The organism is Massilia psychrophila, assembly GCF_002760665.1.
Classification (GTDB): domain Bacteria; phylum Pseudomonadota; class Gammaproteobacteria; order Burkholderiales; family Burkholderiaceae_D; genus JAFCUW01.
In genome coordinates this window covers 1-18,819 of record NZ_PDOB01000041.1, presented here as the reverse complement: position 1 = coordinate 18,819, position 18,819 = coordinate 1, and the positions used below count along the sequence as shown (strand labels likewise).

General features: G+C 62.2%; 14 protein-coding genes, 1 tRNA gene, 2 pseudogenes and 1 riboswitch. Of the genes and pseudogenes, 11 read left to right on the top strand and 6 right to left on the bottom strand.

All coding sequences use genetic code 11. The features are described from left to right. Window positions 1-100 precede the first annotated feature (100 nt). Window positions 101-2,260 carry a TonB-dependent siderophore receptor gene (locus CR103_RS18945; RefSeq protein WP_099917490.1) on the bottom strand — a complete coding sequence of 720 codons (2,160 nt, stop codon included), beginning with the start codon at window positions 2,258-2,260 and terminating at the stop codon, window positions 101-103. A gap of 85 nt (window positions 2,261-2,345) precedes the next feature. Beyond that, window positions 2,346-2,438: riboswitch (TPP riboswitch) on the bottom strand. Between the two features lie 70 nt (window positions 2,439-2,508). Then, on the bottom strand, window positions 2,509-3,447 hold the full coding sequence (locus tag CR103_RS18940) for a DUF535 family protein (protein ID WP_180279462.1): 939 nt from the start codon (window positions 3,445-3,447) through the stop codon (window positions 2,509-2,511). Between the two features lie 314 nt (window positions 3,448-3,761). On the opposite strand from CR103_RS18940, the gene CR103_RS18935 reads away from it, so the two are divergent. From CR103_RS18935 to CR103_RS18925, 3 genes are all read left to right on the top strand, one after another. Continuing rightward, window positions 3,762-4,469, top strand: coding sequence for a glutathione S-transferase (locus CR103_RS18935; RefSeq protein ID WP_099917488.1), 708 nt, complete (start codon window positions 3,762-3,764; stop codon window positions 4,467-4,469). A gap of 74 nt (window positions 4,470-4,543) precedes the next feature. Next, window positions 4,544-6,361 (top strand): amidase, encoded by a 1,818-nt coding sequence (locus CR103_RS18930; RefSeq protein ID WP_099917487.1) that lies wholly within the window; start codon window positions 4,544-4,546, stop codon window positions 6,359-6,361. A gap of 92 nt (window positions 6,362-6,453) precedes the next feature. Then, the gene (locus tag CR103_RS18925; protein WP_143752675.1) at window positions 6,454-6,780 is read left to right on the top strand and encodes a hypothetical protein; all 327 of its coding nucleotides are present in this window, start codon (window positions 6,454-6,456) and stop codon (window positions 6,778-6,780) included. A gap of 19 nt (window positions 6,781-6,799) precedes the next feature. On the opposite strand, the gene CR103_RS18920 is transcribed toward CR103_RS18925, so the two are convergent. The 4 genes from CR103_RS18920 to CR103_RS18905 form a co-directional block, all read right to left on the bottom strand. Then, the gene (locus CR103_RS18920) at window positions 6,800-7,225 is read right to left on the bottom strand and encodes a DUF4124 domain-containing protein (RefSeq protein ID WP_099917485.1); all 426 of its coding nucleotides are present in this window, start codon (window positions 7,223-7,225) and stop codon (window positions 6,800-6,802) included. A gap of 146 nt (window positions 7,226-7,371) precedes the next feature. Next, a complete protein-coding gene (locus CR103_RS18915) occupies window positions 7,372-8,166 on the bottom strand; it encodes a UDP-2,3-diacylglucosamine diphosphatase (protein ID WP_099917503.1) in 795 nt (264 codons plus the stop codon). 33 nt (window positions 8,167-8,199) lie between these two features. Continuing rightward, window positions 8,200-8,691: a peptidylprolyl isomerase gene (locus tag CR103_RS18910; protein WP_099917484.1), complete on the bottom strand. Its 492-nt coding sequence runs from the start codon at window positions 8,689-8,691 to the stop codon at window positions 8,200-8,202. 54 nt (window positions 8,692-8,745) lie between these two features. Then, window positions 8,746-9,363 carry a peptidylprolyl isomerase gene (locus CR103_RS18905; RefSeq protein WP_307719725.1) on the bottom strand — a complete coding sequence of 206 codons (618 nt, stop codon included), beginning with the start codon at window positions 9,361-9,363 and terminating at the stop codon, window positions 8,746-8,748. A 262-nt stretch (window positions 9,364-9,625) separates the two neighbouring features. On the opposite strand from CR103_RS18905, the gene cysS reads away from it, so the two are divergent. The 8 genes and pseudogenes from cysS (at window position 9,626) to CR103_RS18865 (ending at window position 18,544) form a co-directional block, all read left to right on the top strand. Then, complete coding sequence (cysS, locus tag CR103_RS18900) at window positions 9,626-11,023, top strand: cysteine--tRNA ligase (protein ID WP_099917483.1); 1,398 nt, start codon at window positions 9,626-9,628, stop codon at window positions 11,021-11,023. Then, complete coding sequence (locus tag CR103_RS18895) at window positions 11,023-11,682, top strand: DNA-3-methyladenine glycosylase family protein (protein WP_099917501.1); 660 nt, start codon at window positions 11,023-11,025, stop codon at window positions 11,680-11,682. Before cysS ends, CR103_RS18895 begins: the two co-directional genes overlap by 1 nt. Window positions 11,683-11,774: 92 nt before the next feature. Beyond that, complete coding sequence (locus tag CR103_RS18890; protein WP_099917482.1) at window positions 11,775-12,752, top strand: acetyl-CoA carboxylase carboxyltransferase subunit alpha; 978 nt, start codon at window positions 11,775-11,777, stop codon at window positions 12,750-12,752. After that, a complete protein-coding gene (gene tilS, locus CR103_RS18885) occupies window positions 12,749-14,245 on the top strand; it encodes a tRNA lysidine(34) synthetase TilS (RefSeq protein WP_099917481.1) in 1,497 nt (498 codons plus the stop codon). The genes CR103_RS18890 and tilS overlap by 4 nt, the downstream gene beginning before the upstream one ends. A gap of 132 nt (window positions 14,246-14,377) precedes the next feature. After that, a complete protein-coding gene (locus tag CR103_RS18880) occupies window positions 14,378-15,625 on the top strand; it encodes an aspartate kinase (protein WP_099917480.1) in 1,248 nt (415 codons plus the stop codon). A gap of 97 nt (window positions 15,626-15,722) precedes the next feature. Then, a tRNA-Ser gene (locus CR103_RS18875) sits at window positions 15,723-15,815 on the top strand. A 521-nt stretch (window positions 15,816-16,336) separates the two neighbouring features. Beyond that, window positions 16,337-17,017: pseudogene (locus CR103_RS18870) on the top strand (IS6 family transposase); the annotation flags it as partial. A gap of 189 nt (window positions 17,018-17,206) precedes the next feature. Further along, window positions 17,207-18,544, top strand: a pseudogene (locus tag CR103_RS18865) (IS4 family transposase). The last annotated feature ends 275 nt before the right edge of the window (window positions 18,545-18,819 follow it).

Here is an 18,819-nt window from a genome sequence, read left to right as displayed (position 1 = left end):
CGATTGTTGTACAAACGCGGTTGCCGGGTCGACCTATCCGACCGAAGGTCCGCACGCAACGCTTTGCGCGTCGCGATGCGGGTCCAGTACGGCGTTTGCGCTAAAAATCGAACTGTGCCGAGGCGCGCAAAGTGCGCGGCGCGCCGGTCAGCAGGTAGCCGCCGAGCGCCGGCGTGACGTCGCGCCAGTAGAACTTGTCGAACACGTTGTTCACGCCGAAACGCAGCGTGGTGGTGGCGCCGGCGAGGCGGGCCTTGTACGAAGCGCCGACGTCGAACAGGTGGTAACCGGGCACATTGACGGTATTGGCCAGGTCGAACGCTTTTGTGCCCGCATACTGCCAGGCCGCGTTGACCTTCAGGCCGGCCACCTGCGGTACGGCGTATTCCAGCCATGCGTTCGAGCGCAGCTTCGGCACGTCGGTGACGCGCTTGCCGTCGAAGTCGGCCTGGCCGGTGCCTTGCTGCTCGGTACGCAGGGCCAGCAGCGACAGGCCGTAATGCAGGCCGGCGCCGATTTCGCCCTTGGCCGACAGTTCGAGGCCGCGGTGGGTCCGCTCGCCGGCGCGCACGAAAATGCCGGCGTTGGTGGCGACGTTGGTGAGCTTCGTGAATTCGTGGCCCTTGCGGATCTGAAACAGCGACGCCGCCACAGTAGTGTCGTTGCCGATCGCACCCTTGAGGCCGATTTCGAACTGCTTCGAGCGGCTCGGCGCCAATGCCGTGTTCTGGTTGTCCGTTCCCATCGGCGCGATGGCGCCGTGCTCGAGGCCGTGGGTCAGCGCGCCGTACACGTTCCAGTCCTGGTGCGGGCTATACACCAGCGCCACGCTCGGCAGCGCGAAGCTGTCGTCGCTGTGGGCGTAGGCGCGCGGCGCATTGGCCTGGTCCGGATTGTCGCCGGGAGTGTATTCGTCGCGCTTGAGCTGCACGTAGCGCAGGCCGGTATGGAGTTTTATTTGCGGCGACAGCGTCGCGATGTCCTGGGCGAACAGCGCGCGCTCGTTTTCGCGGCGGCGCTCGAATACCGGGCCGGTCTGCTTGCCGCTCGACGGCACCACCACGTTGCGGTAGATGTTGCTGGTGCCGACGCCCTGGTAGACATAATCGCCCGACTTGTCGCTGCGGGTGAACAGCGACGTTCCGAGCGTGAGCTGGTGCAACACGGCGCCGGTGGCAAATCGTCCCTGCAGCATCGCCTGCGCGCCGAACGGCGATTTTTTTTCGCCCACGCTCTGGTAATCGTAGACGTCGTAGTCGCCGTTCGAGCAGTAGCCCGGATAAAAGCCCGCGCCCTCGTTGCTGCAGCCGTACGGGAAGGCGGTGTAGTCGTCGCGCTTGAACCAGTGCTGGTTGATGCTGACGCTCGCTTGCCAGGCGTCGTCGATACGGTACTCGAAACGCAGGCCGGCGTTAGTGCTTCTGGTGTCCACCGGTTTGGCCCACGGCTGGTCGTTAAGCAACGTGCTCTGCGAGATGCCGGTCGGCAGATTGACACCGCGGATCAGCTGGTAGCCAGGCGCGGTCAGCTGCGACTTGTGCTGGTAGTCGACGTCGAACTGCAGCAGCGCGTCGGGCGTGACCTGCCAGTCGAAGGCGCCGGAGACGAATTGGCGTTCGCCATCGGCGCCCTTGACGTACGAGCGCAGCTTTTCGCCGGCGGCGTTGATACGGTAGCTGAAGCGCTGGTCGGCGAAGCGCCCGCCCAGGTCGACCGAGCCGTACAGCGTGCCGCGCTCGCGCAGCTCGATGGTGGCCGAGCGCAGGTCGCTGGCAAGCGGACGCTTGGTGACGTAATTGACGATGCCGCCGGGCGCGGCGACGCCTGCCTGCAGGCCGGCCAGTCCCTTCAGCACTTCGATGCGCTCCTTGTTCTCGAGCGGGATCTGGGTGTCGCCCGGGATCGCGATGCCGTCCTTGCGGTAGCTCGAGGTGTTGTCGAGGTTAAAGCCGCGGATCGAGAAATTCTCGGCGTAACCGACGGCGTTGTAGGAGTCGCTGACGCTGGCATCGAACTTCATCGCCTCGGTGCTGTTGCGAATGCCGAAGTCCTGCATCTGCTGGCGGTCGATGGTGGTGATCGAGGCCGGCGTCTGCAGCAGCGGCGCGTCGGCAAAGCCGCCGATGCCGGCGCGCTCGCCCGCCGCCGACCTGGCGCCGGTGACGACGACTTTGGTTTCGGTCTGGGCCGGCGCGGCGCTGGCAAAAGCCTGCATCACGGCGAAGGCGATCAGGGAGTGTTTCAGGTGTGGTCGTGACATTGTCTGCTCGTTGTGTGCGCCGGGCAGGCCGGCGCGTACTGTAAAACCGGAGCGGGACTCAGACGGGAGAGGAACGGACAAAGGGAGAACGAACTTTGCGCTTTCCTTCGCTGGCATTATCCAGATCAGGTACGGAGGGTATCTCTCACCCGAAATTCCAGGACCCCTAGCGAATGCAAATTTTATCATGAACGCCGCCGCTCGTGGGCGCGCGCTTGCCTGTCGGCGGCCGTTCGAGCGTCGGCCGTTCAGGCGTTGACAGCAAGCGGCAGCGGCGCCCGATTGCGCCTGGTTTTGAGCCTGTTTTCCAACGTGGCGTGCGCTGCTGCGCCGATCTCGGCCCAGTAAGCGCGCCGCTGCGCGGCGCGGCCACGGTTATTGCCCGGTAGCGGCTTGAGGCGGAACGGTAATTCGACCAGGTAGCCCGGACCCGGCAATTCGATGCCGCCCAGGGTTTGCCAGAAGCTGTCGTGACCCCTGGCCAACTGTTTCGCCGATTGCACATCGGAGGCCAGGTGAAAGCTGCCCTTGATACCGACCAGTTCGGTCATGCCGACCGCCTGCGCCGCGCCCTGCAGCGCGGCAAAGCAAAAAAAGGCCGGCGCATTGTTGGGAAAGGCGTGCTCGAACGCGGCGAAGGCCGGGTCGGAATCGGCGCCGCGGCCCTGGTTATGGGCAACAAACGGCAGCGCCGGGCTGTCGACGCCAGCCACCTTGCCTTCGATCCAGCTAAAGCCGAGTCGGTGCAGGCAGGTGCCGTCCGCTTCCAATGCAATGACCAGTTCGCCGGCACCCATCGGTGGCGCCGCCATCGACAGCGTGATGGAAAATTCGCTGCCGCCCTGGCTGTGCCGCCACAGCGTCAGGCCGCCGTCGCGGTAGAGCGCGCGCTTGTAGGTGGTGTCGAAGGTGGCGTCCTCGAAGGTGTAATGGTGGAGCATGCAGGCGATACGGTGGCGCACCGGCAGGTTCCTGATCAGGTAGTCGCGCTGGCTGAGGTGATGAAACAGGTCGTCGTTGAGCGGCTCGGCAAGATAATGGCGGATAAGGTCGAGCTGGCAAAGGCGCCGGTGGGCACGGTAGAACAGCAGCACCCGCATGCTGCGCGCCAGCGAGCGCGCCCGTAATGCGCTGCTCGATTGCGCGCGCCCGGCCATCCAGTGTTTTATGAGGTGAGCGACAATCATCGTGGTCCATCCAGCCAGTTGAAAATGCGCAGCGGCCGACTTCCGGCCGCACGCCTTAAGGACAATCATCGCTTGGCTGGTGCGCGACACGCTGATCTGCCTCAGGGTGGTTCAAGAAGATGGAACAATACGGTCGATCGAACGTGTCATGAAAACTTACTTACTTTGCGGCAGCCGTCTTCATGTCCGCCAGGCTTTTTTCAAAATGTAACCTTGCGGTGTGGAAATGCCGACGGCGCGCCGCGGCACGGCCGAAAGCGGCATACTCGATCAATCGAATCATCAGCGGACGATTGAATGCTTTGGGAGCGGCGATGGTCTATCAGCTTTTCTACTGGCCCACGATCCAGGGACGCGGAGAATTCGTGCGGCTCGCGCTGGAAGAAGCGCAGGCCCCTTATGTCGACGTCGCGCGCCAGAAGAACGGCATCAACGCGCTGACGACGGCGATGGCGACGGCGGCCAGGCCATCGTTCGCGCCGCCATTCCTGGTAGCCGGCGAGCAGACCATCGGCCAGACCGCCAATATCCTGCTGTTCCTCGGAACAACGCATGGACTGGCGCCGCGCGCGCGGACGGCAAGCCTGTGGATCCACCAGCTGCAGCTGACAATCGCCGACTTGGTGGCCGAGGTCCACGACACCCATCATCCGGTATCGACGTCGCTGTTTTACGAAGACCAGAAGCGCGAAGCGAAGCGGCACGCATCCGGCTTCACCGCCGAGCGGGTGCCGAAGTATTTCGATTATTTCGAGGGCGTGCTGGCAGCGTCCGGGAGCGCGGGCTATTTCAATGGCGCGCGCGTGAGTTATGTCGACTTGTCGATGTTCCAGGTGATCGCGGGCCTGCGCTACGCCTTTCCGAACGCAATGGCGCGCATCGCGCCTGGCTACCCCAGGCTGGCCGCGCTGCACGACCTGGTGGCGGCGCGGCCGAACATCGCCGCCTACCTGGCGTCGACGCGGCGCATCCGGTTTAATCAGGACGGCATCTTCCGCCACTATCCGGAGCTCGACCGGTAGAGCGCCGTAAAAATTGTGACGGAATAGCTGCTTTTCGGTACGATCGGCAGACCTTAACAATTCGAAAAGAATCTATGAAATTTCGCCGCGCATTCCTCATCAATGCCCCGCTCGGGCTGCTCGCCGTGGTCACCGCCAGCCGTGCCGGACAAACCCCGCCGCCGCCGGGCGCGCCACCGACCTTCGGCGCCAGCGCCGCGGTCGGCCCGGAGGTGTCGCCGGCCACGTTCGCCGAAGCTGAAAAGCTGGTCCAGGTATCGATGACGCCGGCGCAGCGGGCGATGGCGGCGCGCAGCTGGCGCGTATCGATGGCGTCGATGCAGGAGCGCCGCAGCGGCCCGCGCACGCTGGCGCTTGCATCGTCGCTGGCGCCGGCCAGCCAGTTCGATCCGCTTGCTGCGGCAGGTACAGGTACAGGCACAGCCTCAGGCATGGGTTCAGGCACAGGCGCGCGGCGCGAACGCTTCGTGCGCAGCGCGGCGGCGCCGGGACCGCTGCCGGCGCGCGATGAGGACATCGCGTTTGCGCCCGTCACCCGGTTGTCGCGCTGGATCGCATCGCGCGCGCTCAGTTCGGAGCGCCTCACCCGCATCTATATCGAACGCATCAAACGTTTGGATCCAACACTGCGCAGCGTGATTACACTGACCGAAACGCATGCGCTGGCGCAGGCCAGGCAGGCCGACCGCGAGATCGCCGCCGGCAAATACCGCGGTCCGCTGCACGGCATCCCGTACGGCGTCAAGGACTTGCTCGACACCGCCGGCATCGCCACCACCTGGGGCGCCGAGCCCTACCGCGACCGGATCCCGGCGCAGGACGCCGCGGTGGTGGCGCGCCTGAACCGGGCCGGCGCGGTGCTGGTCGCCAAACTGTCGCTGGGCGCGCTGGCGCTCAACGACATCTGGTTCGGCGGCCAGACCATGAACCCGTGGCTGCTCGCGGAGGGTGCGTCCGGTTCGAGCGCCGGTCCGGGCGCGGCAACCGCCGCCGGCCTGGTCGCGTTCTCGATCGGCAGCGAGACGGGCGGCAGCATCATCAGCCCGGCGATGCGGTGCGGGATCACCGGCCTGCGGCCGACCTACGGCCGGGTGCCGCGCACGGGCGCGATGACGCTGTGCTGGTCGCTCGACAAGTTGGGTCCCATGACGCGCAGCGTGGAAGACGCGATGCTGGTGCTGGCGGCGATCTCCGGTCCGGACCGGGGCGACGTTGCCAGCGTGCCGGCGCGGCTCGATTTCGACGCCGGTGCGAACGTCAGCGGCCTGAAAATCGGCTACATCCCGGCGTGGATGGAGGACAGCCCGGCAACCAGCGTCGACCGCGCCGCGCTGGCGATGGCGAGCTCGCTCGGCATGGTGCCGATCGCCGTCAGCTTGCCCGACTGGCCGTACCAGAGCCTGAACACGATCCTGTTCGCCGAGGCCGCCGCCGCGTTCGAGGACTGGACGCTGGACGGGCGCGCCGACGCGTTGAAGGTGCAGGTGGCCGACGCCTGGCCGAACCTGTTTCGCGAGGCGCGCTTTTTGTCGGCGGTCGACTTCGTGCAGGCCGACCGCATGCGGCGCATGGTCGCGCTGGAAATGGCGCGCATCTTTTCAACGGTCGACCTGATGCTGGTGCCGTCGCTGCGCGACGAAATGCTGACGATCTCTAACTTCACCGGCCACCCGTCGCTCACTTTGCGCACCGGATTCGTCGAGGTGGCAAGCGCGCGCAGCGACTGGGCGCCGGACCCGGCCAACCCGATGCCGACGTTCTCGCCGCCGATCAAGGTGCCGCATGGCGTGACCCTGATCGGCCGCCTGTTCGACGAAGGAACCATCGCGCGCGCCGGCCTGGCGTTCGAGAAAATGGCCAATGTAGCGGGCGAGCGCCCGCCGGGATTTTAAAACGCCGCTTGGCTGCCTGATGCAATGACACATCGACGGAACCGGCGCTTGCGCGCGCAATCAGACTTATTCGCAACCACCTGGAGAGCGCCGTGTACACGATTGTCTTGTTGATTTACCTGCAATCCGGGCTTGCCGTCAATCTTGCCGGCGCTACGGTGTCGGGCGAATTCAAAACGCTGGCGCTGTGCCAGAAGGCAGCGGTAAACAAGCGCGGGCCGTTTCCGGTGCCACGTGGTTACGCCGCGGCATGGAAGGACACGCTGTGCGTGCCGATCAATCGCGATGTGCGTGTCGGCAACGAGCGCGAAACCGCGTTCGAGCAACTGCTGCATGGCGCCATCGAGCCCGGTGGCTGCAGCGTCGGCGCCCCATGCCGCCGCGCCGACGCTGCACAGGGCCCACCACGCAAGCCGTGAGCCGACCTGTCGGGCGGCGTCAGTGCAACCTGGCCAGACGCTGCTGGCGGGCCGATGCCGACGCGCCGTCGAGCACCTGCATGCTCAACCGTGCTGCCTTGAGCGTCTCGATGTCGCGCGACAGCATTTTGGCGGCGCGCGGGGTGGTCCAGCTGTCACGCTGAACCGCTCGCGGGACAATGGCGACCCGCCGCGTGGCGGCGTGGCGCGCAGCCTGCACCGCGACTTGCTTGAACTCGTTGTCCGGCAGTGCTGCTGGTGCGGCGTCAAAGGCCACCGGCTCCACCACCACCCGGGCGGTGTCGCACCGTGCATCGGTCAGCGTTACCTTGCCATTCTGGCCAACGCATTTGACGATGTCCGCGCCGGCAAAGGCGGCAAAGGCGGCCGAGGCGGCCAGCATTGCGATGACAAAAATGCTGCTGCGGATAGTGTGACGATGCATGGTGCGGCTCCTGGTTGGCGAATGAACACAGTGTGCTCGCCGCAACAGGCCTTATCTGTTCGTTACCACACGTGGCCGGGATTGTATTTATGTAGGAGAAATCTTTCAAGCGTGTTGGCCTGATAAGAGCCGGCCGGCAAGCCCACTTAGGCCGGCGCGCCGTCGACGCCGTGGCGAGTGATGGCGCCGTCGGCGTCGATGGCGATCCAGCCGCCACGTGGCGGCGCGGGCGCGGCATCAAGTTCCCAGTCGGGCAGCACGTAACGCAGCTGTTTGCCGGCGCGGTGCAGGGCGGGGCGGTGGGTGTGGCCGTGGATGACGGTTTTCGCACCGGTGGCCACGTGCAAGGCCTCGATCGCTTGCGGCGTCACGTCCATGATGTCCATCGTCTTGGCGCCGTGCGCTTCGCGGCTGCCTTCGCGCAGGCCGGCGATAATGGCCTGGCGCTGCACCAAAGGCAGCGCCAGAAACTGCTGCTGCCACCCGGAATCGCGCACTTGCGCGCGAAACGCCATGTAGCCCAGATCGAGCGTGCATTGGGCGTCGCCATGGACCAGGGCGATACGCTGGCCTGCGATGTTCGCTACATGCGGTTCGGCAAGCAAAATCAATCCGGCTGTTTCGGCAAAGCGCGTCCCCACTAAAAAATCGCGGTTTCCCGCAATCCAGTAAACGGCCACGCCAGCGTCGCTGAGTGCACGGATCGCTTTGACGATGGTCTGGTAAAAAGGGGTGTCCAGGTCGTCGTCGCCGGCCCAGTATTCGAACAAATCGCCGAGCAGGTACAGCGCGCGGGACGCCTGCGCCCGTTCGGCCAAAAATTGCAGAAACGCCGCGGCGGTGCGCGGGTGCGACGGCTGCAAGTGCAGGTCGGAGATGAACAGCGCAAGCGTGGGCGCGGGCGCCGGCGCGAAAGGACTCACGGGTGAACCCGGTTGCATGCTGCCTGATCCGCCCGCGCGCGCCGCATGCACTTACAGTACGTCGATCTTTTCAATGATCACCGGCTCGGCGGGCACGTCGGCGAACATGCCGCTGCGCCCGGTCTTGACCTTGTTGATCTGGTCGACGATGTCGGTGCCTTCGGTCACTTTGCCGAATACCGCGTAGCCGAAGCCGTCCTGGCCTGGATAGTCGAGGAAGCTGTTGTTCTTGGTGTTGATGAAGAACTGGGCCGATGCCGAATGCGGGTCCGACGTGCGCGCCATTGCCAGCGTGTACTTGTCGTTCTTGAGGCCGTTCTTGGCTTCGTTTTCGACCGTCTGGTCAGCCGTCTTTTGCTTCATGTTCGGCTCAAAACCGCCGCCTTGCACCATGAAGTCGGCGATCACGCGGTGGAAAATCGTGTTGTTGTAATGACCCTTGGCGGCGTAGTCGAGGAAGTTGGCAACCGATTTCGGTGCTTTTGCTTCGTCAAGTTCGGCGGTGATGTTGCCCATGTTGGTCGTGATGAGTATTTTGGCCATGATGTGTCCTTGTTGTTAGTAATTTGTTCGGGGAATGCCTGGGCATCCGGTATTTTACCGTTTGACGACGCTGGCCGATTGAATCACGATCGGTACCACCGGCACGTTCTGCTGGCCGCGCACGTCGTCGACGACCACGCCCTTGATCTTGTCGACCACTTCCTGGCCTTTGACGACCTTGCCGAAGACGGTATAACCGAAGCCGTCGCGGCCCGGATAGTCGAGCGGGGTGTTGTCGGCGACGTTGATGAAGAACTGGGACGTGGCGGAGTCGGGATCGGCCGTGCGCGCCATCGCCAGTGTATAGGACGCGTTCAGCAAGCCATTGTTCGCTTCGTTCTTGACCGGTTGACCGGTTTTTTTCGTGACCAGCTTGGCGTCCATGCCGCCGCCCTGGATCATGAAGCCGTCGATCACGCGGTGGAAAATCGTGCCCTTGTAGTGTCCGCTCTTGACGTACTGAAGGAAGTTGGCCACCGTTTTCGGCGCTTTTTCCTGGTCCAGTTCGAGGACGATCTCGCCCATCGTGGTCTTCAGCGACACCTGCGGCGCGTCGGCCGCCAGCACCGCGGTACCGAAACTCAGGCCGAAAAAGACGGTCAGGAAACGTGCCAGCATCGGGGCCAATAATGCGCCCAGCACTGGTTTGAACAACGACGTCGATTTTTGCATATTGCTTCCTTTAAATGGCGATCGGGCGAAAGACTGTCAAGCCTTTTGCAGAAAAATAAACCTTTGTCATATGCGGCCGGTGGGATTTTTATCAATGCTATACTTTGGCGCAGAAGATCCATTCTATCAAAGAAGAACAATACAGCGCGATCCGACGATATCGAAACAATACCGGCTTGCCCGGTGCATGCCCTCGCGGCACTTGCGCCGGCTTGCCGCATTGTCCGAACGTCGGGGCGCGCTGTTCCACAGCAGAAGTCCGATGAGCCAACTTAAGATTTACAACACGCTGGCGCGTGACAAGCAGCAATTCGTCCCGATCGTCGCCGGCAAGGTCGGCATGTATGTGTGCGGCATGACAATTTACGACTACTGCCATATCGGCCACGCGCGCATGATGATGGCGTTCGACGTCATCTATCGTTGGCTCAAGGCGTCCGGCTACGACGTCACCTATGTCCGCAACATCACGGACATCGAAGACAAGATCATCAAACGCGCGGTCGAAAACGGCGAGACGATAGCCCAGCTGACGTCGCGTTTTGAACAATACATGGACGAGGACACCGCGGCGCTCGGTATCCTGCCCCCCGACGCCACGCCGCACGCGACCGATTATGTGCCGCAGATGCTGGGCATCATCGAGCTGCTCGAGCAAAAGGGACTGGCCTATCCGTCCGATGACGGCGACGTCAACTACGCCGTGCGCAGCTTTCCCGGCTACGGCAAGCTGTCGGGCAAGTCGCTCGACGACCTGCGCGCCGGCGAACGGATCGACATCAACATGGGAAAACGCGATCCGCTCGACTTCGTGCTGTGGAAGGCGTCGAAAGAGTCCGAGCCCGACGAGGTCAAGTGGGCGTCGAAGTGGGGCAGCGGCCGTCCGGGCTGGCATATCGAGTGCTCGGCCATGTCGTGCGCAACGCTCGGCAAGCATTTCGACATCCATGGCGGTGGCGCCGACCTGCAGTTTCCCCATCATGAAAACGAGATTGCCCAGTCGGAGGGCGCGTTTGGCCAGCCGATGGCCAATTTCTGGGTCCACAACGGCTTTGTACGGGTCGATAACGAAAAGATGTCTAAGTCGCTGGGCAACTTTTTCACCATCCGTGACGTGCTGAAAAACTACGATGCCGAAGTGATCCGTTTTTTCATCCTGCGTGCCCATTACCGCAGCCCGCTGAACTATTCGGACGCCCACCTCGACGACGCCAAGGCCGCGCTGACCCGCCTGTACACGGCGCTGGCCGGAGTCGATTCCGGCGTCGATGCGGTCACGGTTGACTGGGAAGAGAGCCACGCCATGCGCTTTCGCGCGGCGATGGACGACGACTTCAACACGCCGGTCGCGCTGGCGGTGCTGTTCGACCTGGTCACTGAACTGAACAAGAGTCGCGCGCCGGCCCTTGCGCGCCAGCTGAAGGCGTTGGCAAGCGTGATCGGCCTGCTCGAGCGCACGCCGAATGCGTTCCTGCAAGGGAGCGGCAAGGGCGCGGACGAACTTTCGCCGGCCGCGATCGCCGGCATGATCGACGCGCGTATCGATGCCAAAAAACAGCGCAACTTCGCCGAGTCCGACCAGATCCGGGCCGATTTGCTGGCCGTCGGGATCATCCTCGAAGACAAGCCGGACGGCACCACCAACTGGCGCCGCGCATGATGGCGCTCTCCAAGGACGCCGCCGGCACCACCTCCCTGATCCTCGAAGTGCCGCCTTACTGGGAACAGGCGAAGGCCGAGCTGATGAAGCGCGACCGCATCATGAAAAAGCTGATTCCGCAGTTCGGCGACCTGCACCTGGTCGGACATCCCGATCCGTTCACCACCCTGGCGCGCTCGGTGGTGGGCCAGCAGGTCACCAATAGGGCGGCCGACATTGCCTGGAACAAGCTGGTCGTCGTATGTCCGAAAATGACGCCGGCGCAAGTGATCAAGGCCGGCGCCGAGCAGTTGTCCGGTTGCGGGCTGTCCAAGCGCAAGACCGAATACATCCTCGACCTGGCCGACCATTTCAAGGCCAAGCGGGTGCATGCGAGCGAGTGGGTCGACATGCCCGACGAGGCCGTCATTGCCGAACTGGTGCAAATTCGCGGCATCACGCGCTGGACGGCGGAGATGTTCCTCATCTTCAACCTGTTGCGCCCCAACGTGCTGCCGCTCGACGACCCTAACCTGATCCATGGCATCAGCCACAATTATTTTTCGGGCGAACCGGTCTCGCGCAGCGACGCGCGCGAAGTGTCGGCCAACTGGGAGCCATGGCGCACCGTCGCCACCTGGTATTTGTGGCGCAGCCTGGACCCGGTGGCGTTTGAATAATGCCCGGTTCCGGCGCCCGCTTCCGGTAAAATGACAGTCAGATCGGCCGCGTGCAAGACTTGTTGCGGCTTGGAAATAAACTCGGAGATAGTATGACTAAAACAACCTTCCTCAATTTTGAGCAGCCGATTGCCGAGCTCGATTCGAAGATTGAAGAGCTGCGTTTCGTGCAGGACGATTCGGCCGTCGACATCTCCGAAGAGATCGACCGCCTGGCCAAAAAGAGCCAGCAGCTGACCAAGGACATTTACGCCAAGCTGACGCCGTGGCAGGTGTCACAGATCGCGCGCCATCCGCAGCGGCCGTACACGCTGGACTACATCAGCGAAATCTTCACCGATTTCCATGAGCTGCATGGCGACCGCTCGTTTGCGGACGACCTCGCCATTGTCGGCGGCCTGGCCCGTTTCAACGGCCAGTCGTGCATGGTAATCGGCCACCAGAAAGGGCGCGACACCAAGGAGCGCGCGTTGCGCAATTTTGGCATGCCCAAGCCGGAAGGCTACCGCAAGGCCATGCGCCTGATGAAGCTGGCGGAAAAATTCAGCCTGCCGATATTTACTTTCGTCGACACCACCGGCGCCTGGCCTGGCATCGACGCCGAGGAGCGCGGCCAGTCCGAAGCGATCGGCCACAACCTGTACGTGATGGCCGAACTGAAAGTGCCGCTGATCGCCACCATCATCGGCGAAGGCGGCTCCGGCGGCGCGCTGGCGCTGGCGGTCGGCGACGCGGTGCTGATGCTGCAATACTCGACCTACTCGGTGATTTCCCCGGAAGGCTGCGCATCGATCCTGTGGAAAACGGCTGAACGCGCCGCCGACGCCGCCGATGCCCTCGGCCTGACGGCCCACCGCCTTAAAGCGATGGGCTTGATCGACAAGATCATCAACGAGCCGCTCGGCGGCGCCCACCGCGACCCGAAGGCGATGGCGGTGATGCTCAAGCGCGCCCTGGCCGACACGCTGCGCCAGTTTGCCGGCATGAAGACGCGCGATTTGCTGGATGCGCGCCATGCCAAGCTGATGAGCTACGGTAAATTCAAGGAAACCACGCCGGCAGAAGAATGAGCGAAGTGAGCGTAGTGAACCGGGTGAGCCGGTCCCAGGTCCGCTCTCTCGCGGACAGTTTCGCCGTTGCGCTGGACAGGCTGCGCGCGCAAGCGTCGGCACCGAGCGACACAGCCATTGCCGTCGCCTACAGCGGCGGCCTCGATTCGTCCGCGCTGCTGCACCTGGCACATGACTACGCCCGCCTGCATGGACTGGCGCTGTTTGCTTTTCACGTCCATCACGGCATCAGCCCGAACGCCGACGCCTGGGCCGGCCATTGCAGGGACCGTTGCGCCTCGCTCGGCGTCGGGTTCGACGAACGCCGCGTTAGCCTCGCCAAAGCCAGGTCCGGCATCGAGGCGGCCGCGCGCAAGCTGCGCTACGCCGCGCTGGGCGAAATGTGCCGCGGCCACGGCGTGCGCCTGATGCTGACCGCCCACCATCTCGACGACCAGGCCGAAACGGTGCTGCTGCAGCTGCTGCGCGGTTCCGGCAGCGCCGGCCTGTCCGGCATGGACGCGGCCAACAGCGCCCCCGAACTGCTCGGTAATCCAGACCTGGTGATGGCGCGCCCGCTGCTGCCGGTAACCCGAGGCGCGCTCGAAGACTACATCAAAGCCAATGCCATCAGCTACTGCGACGACGAATCGAACCTCGATCCGCGCTACGCCCGCAATGCCTTGCGCTTGCAGGTGATGCCGGCGCTGGCGCAGGCGTTTCCCGGCTTTCAGGAGCGTTTCGCGCGCAGCGCTTCGCATGCCCAGTCGGCCCAGCGCATGCTCGCCGAGCTGGCGGCCGAGGATTTGGCCGCTTGCCTCGACGGTAAGCTCGACAATGAAACCCTCGACGTGGCAAAACTGCGCGCGATGAGCCTGGACCGCGTGCAAAACCTGCTGCGCCACTGGTTCGGCACGCGCGGCCTGCGCATGCCGTCGACCGCGTGGCTGGCCGAAATGGTCACCCAGCTGATCGAAGCGCGCCACGACGCGCAGCTGCTCGTCACCCATCCCGACTGCCACATCCGGCGCCATCGCGACCGTCTCTACATTACGCCGAAGCTGGGCGAGCTGGCCGGTCTGCGCGATCCGGACGATGAAGGCATCTTCGTCAAATACGCCCGGCAGTTCCGCTGGCAGGGGGAGGCGGGCATCGCTTTTCCGGACTACGGCGGCACCTTGTATTTCGACGAGGCCGCGGTGGACGCTGGAGCGGGGCAGGGTCTTGATCCGGCCTGGCTGCGCCAGCAAGGTTTGCAGATCGATTTCCGCAAGGGCGGCGAGCGCCTCAAGCCGGCTGCCAACCGGCCGACCCGCAGCCTGAAGTACCACTACCAGGCCTGCAACGTGCCGGCGTGGGAGCGCACCCGGCTGCCCATCGTCTCCCTCTCTGCCAGGGCTGGGGCTGCAGCTGCGCTGCTGTTTGCCGCCGGCATCGGCATGGACTGCCATCACCTCGCGGTTGGTCCCGCACCGCTGATCAAGCTGCGCTGGCAAAGCGATCCGGCCCGGTAAATGTGCAATATCCGCATTACCATATACCCATTCGGTATATAGGTTCGAAAGGCTTCGGCCTTGTTATTTTGCACTGCAACATGTAAAATGACGGACTCTTTTTATTCATTTTTGAGCGGAAATGGCCCCATTATGGCTTTAATTGTCCACAAATACGGCGGCACGTCGATGGGATCGACGGACCGTATCAAGAACGTCGCGGCGCGGGTCGCCAAATGGCACGACGCCGGCCACCAGGTCATCGTGGTGCCGTCGGCCATGTCGGGCGAGACCAACCGCCTGATCGGCATGGCCAAAGAAATCATGGACCAGCCCGATCCGCGCGAACTGGACATGATCTGTTCGACCGGCGAGCAGGTGTCGGTGGGCCTGTTGGCGATGGCGCTGCTGGCAATCGGCAAGGACGCCGTGTCGTATGCCGGCTGGCAAGTGGCGATCAAGACCGACTCGTCGTTCACCAAGGCGCGCATCCAGTCGATCGACGACACCAAGGTGCGCGCCGACCTCGGCGCGGGCAAGATCGTCATCATCGCCGGTTTCCAGGGCGTCGACGACGACGGCAACATCTCGACCCTCGGCCGCGGCGGCTCGGACACGTCGGCAGTGGCGATCGCCGCCGCCATGAAGGCCGACGAATGCCTGATCTACACCGACGTCGACGGCGTCTACACGACCGACCCGCGGGTGGTGTCGGAAGCGCGCCGGCTCAAGACCATCACGTTCGAAGAAATGCTCGAGATGGCGTCGCTCGGTTCGAAGGTGCTGCAAAGCCGCTCCGTCGAATTCGCCGGCAATTACCGGGTGCCGACGCGCGTGCTGTCGTCGCTGACCGATCCCCTGATGTCGCTCGCAGAAGAAGCCGTCTCGGGAACCCTGATTTCGTTTGAGGAAGATACAAATATGGAACAAGCCGTCATTTCCGGCATCGCCTTCAACCGCGATGAAGCCAAGATCACGATCCTGGGCGTGCCCGACAAGCCGGGTGTCGCCTATCACATCCTGGGGCCGGTCGCTGAAGCGAACATCGAAGTCGACATGATCATCCAGAACCAGTCGGTCGACGGCAAGACCGACTTCACCTTCACGGTCTCGCGCGGCGAATACGCCAAGGCGATGGGCGTGTTGGAGACCGTTAAAGCCGCCGTCGGCGCAGCCAGCGTCAGCGGCGATGCCAAGGTGTCGAAAGTGTCGGTCGTCGGCGTGGGCATGCGCAGCCACGTCGGCGTCGCCTCGCAGATGTTTCGCACCTTGTCGGAAGAGGGCATCAACATCCTGATGATCTCCACGTCGGAAATCAAGATTTCGGTACTGATTGACGAAAAATACATGGAACTGGCAGTACGCGCGCTGCACAAAGCCTTTGATTTGGAAAAAGCATAACTTTTTTCGAAAAATGTGGGCTGTTCCATTGACCGAACGGGTCTGCAACTAGTACCATTACGGTCTTCTGATCAGGCGCAGTTAGCTGGGTGAGAATGGAGACGTGGCCGAGTGGCCGAAGGCACATCCCTGCTAAGGATGCATACGGCTTATACCTGTATCGTGAGTTCGAATCTCACCGTCTCCGCCAGTATTACTAAAAAGCCCCTATGACGGGGCTTTTTTCATTTCTGCTACCCACATGGCTACCCACGCGGCTGCTGAATTTCGGCTTGATGGCGCAGCCAATGACCGGCACGTAAGTGCAATCACTTCATGCAAGCAGCAAGTCTGGCGGGACCAGCACTGATTGGTGTTTGACGCCGCTTGTATTTTTCGCTGTTCTAGTCGAAGTCGTGGACGGCCTCATGGCACGCTTCCCGTACATTGCGTCTAATGCTGCGCCGTTGGGTCTGATCGTGGCGCCACGGCCCGCTTAAGCGGCCTGCGCCGCTGACCGAGATGGTTGTCGCCGTTCGCATTCACTTGTACTCGTCGACGCGGTGGTGAAGCGAACTTTGTCTTTCTTCGGCAGTAAGTCCAGTAGGGTCCATCCTCGTGCTGGCTTCCAAACACATCGCATGCTGCGCAACGGTACTGTCAACTTACCGCTGCAGCCACGCAGTCGGCAAAATTTTGTAAAGTATGGGGATGAAAAATTCTTAACTTTACCGCGGCTTCCGCTTCCCTGCCGAGATCATCAGCCACGTCGTATGGCTCTACTTCCGGTTTTCGCTGAGTTTTCGCGACATCGAGGAATTGATGGCCAGCCGTGGCATCATTGTCACCTACGAGACGATTCGCCAATGGACGTTGAAGTTCGGCCAAGGATATGCCAATGAACTGCGCCGGCGTCAGCCGCAGCGCGGGGGAAAATGGCATCTCGACGAGGTGGTGCTAACCATCAAGGGCAAGCACCATTACCTGTGGCGCGCAGTCGATCAGAATGGCCATGTGCTCGATATCCTCATGCAAAGTCGGCGTAACCGGCAGGCGGCGAAACGATTTTTTAGCAAGCTCCTCAAGGGCTTGCGTTACGCCCCACGGGTGCTGATCACCGACAAACTGAAGAGTTATGCCGCAGCTAAGAAGCAAATCATGGCAGGTGTCGAGCATCGCCAGCACAAGGGCTTGAACAACCGAGCCGAACTCTCGCACCAACCGACGCGGCAACGAGAAAAACAGATGCGCCGTTTCGAGTCACTCGGTCATGCGCAGCGCTTTCTGTCGGCACACGGCCCGATCAATAATGCCTTCCGTTGTCAGCGCAACCGCCTGTCGGCGCAGCGGTACCGGCACGTCCGTGCTAACGCATTTTCACTCTGGAATGAGGCCACCGGTGTAAACACATAGGTTTATACACATCTCGAAATTTACCAATTATTCCAACTTGACAATTTCAGCATCGGAAAAGTATTTTTCTTTCATGCACTTAAAAATTGGCTTGTAATCTTTCCAGATTTCACGTCTACTTTTGTCTTTTGTCTTTTGTCTTTTGTCTTTTGTCTTTTGTCTTTTGTCTTTTGTCTTTTGCCTCACACAATGATGACCGAATCGAACCACTGGACAGATGTAGAATTTGCTGAACTTGACCTCGGAGATGCCCGGCTCGACAGCCGCGCAAGAAAGATCATGGAGCGATTTTCAGACAATCCTTCGGGCAGCATCCCGAAGGCGTGCAACGGCTGGGGCGAGACCATCGCGACGTACCGGTTTATGAACAACGATGCCGTCGAATGGCGCGACATCATGGCGCCGCACTGGGAACAGAGCCAGCAGCGCATGCGCGAACATCCGATCACGCTGTGCTTGCAGGACACGACTGAGCTGAACTTCAACGGGCAACAGATCACTGGACTGGGGCCGCTCAGTTATGAAGTCCAGCGCGGTATGTACTTGCACCCGACCTACGCCGTCACGCCGGAACGGCTGCCGCTGGGCGTCATCGACGCCTGGATGTGGGCACGCGAAATGCGCGACGCCGACGGGGTTCGCCCTGGCCTGAAGGAAAGTGGCCGTTGGATCGAAGGGTATGGCCGCATCGCGGAGATGGCGGCCGAGATGCCGGGAACGCGACTGGTGTACGTGGCCGACCGCGAGGCCGACATGATGGAATTGATGAAGTACGCCCAGGACAATGGCAACCCTGCCGACTGGCTGATTCGCGCCAAGACCGACCGGGCATTGCCGGGCAGTGACAAGTTGTGGGCGCATACGCTCGATAACGAGCCCTTGGGCGAGATCAGCTTCACCACCGGCGGACGCAATCAGAAAAAAGGGCGCAAGGTACGCCAGCAACTGTGGGCCAAGCGGGTCGAGTTGCCGGCGGGACGCGGCATCAAGGTCGAGGCAACCTGCATCATTGCGCGCGAAATCGATGCGCCTGCGGATGTCGAGCCGATCGAATGGCGTTTGCTCACCAACCGCAGTGCCACCACGAGCGAGGAAGTGATCGAGCTGATCGATTGGTACCGTGCGCGCTGGGACATTGAAATTTTTTTCCACATATTAAAAAATGCCTGCAAGGTCGAGGCGATGCAGCTGTCCCACATCGACAACATTGAACGCGCCTTGGCGCTCTTCATGGTCGTGGCGTGGCGCATGCCTATTTGATGCGACTGGGCCGCACCTGCCCGGATATCGATGCCAGTCACTTCTTTGATCCTGACGAAATTCGCGGCGCCTATCTGCTCACGAAGGAACGGCGGCCGGATCGCCCCCCCGACTTTGAACGAAGTCTTGCGCCTGATCGCCCGCGTTGGAGGATTCCTTGGACGAAAGGGCGACGGCGATCCTGGCGTGAAAACCATTTGGCAGGGGATTCAGGAAGTGCGCGTGGCCGCGTTGACAATCAAGGCGCTACGCGACGAGGGCGAGTGACTTGTGTATAAACCTATGGTGTAAACAACATCCTTTAATCTTCCCCCGTTTATTTCTCTAAATCCAGGCAGTTCAGCCTCAGTTCTCAGAGCTCATCTTTTCGATTCCGTAAGTTGACAGTGCCGTCATGTGGCGGGGTATGGCACGTTGGGTATTCCGGACCAACGTGACCAGTGATTCCGGCATCGTGACCAGTCATTCCATTTGAACGTGACCGCTCATTCCGGGCGAACGTGACCGATTTCGGGGCTTTTCCGGAATCAGCGGTCACGATG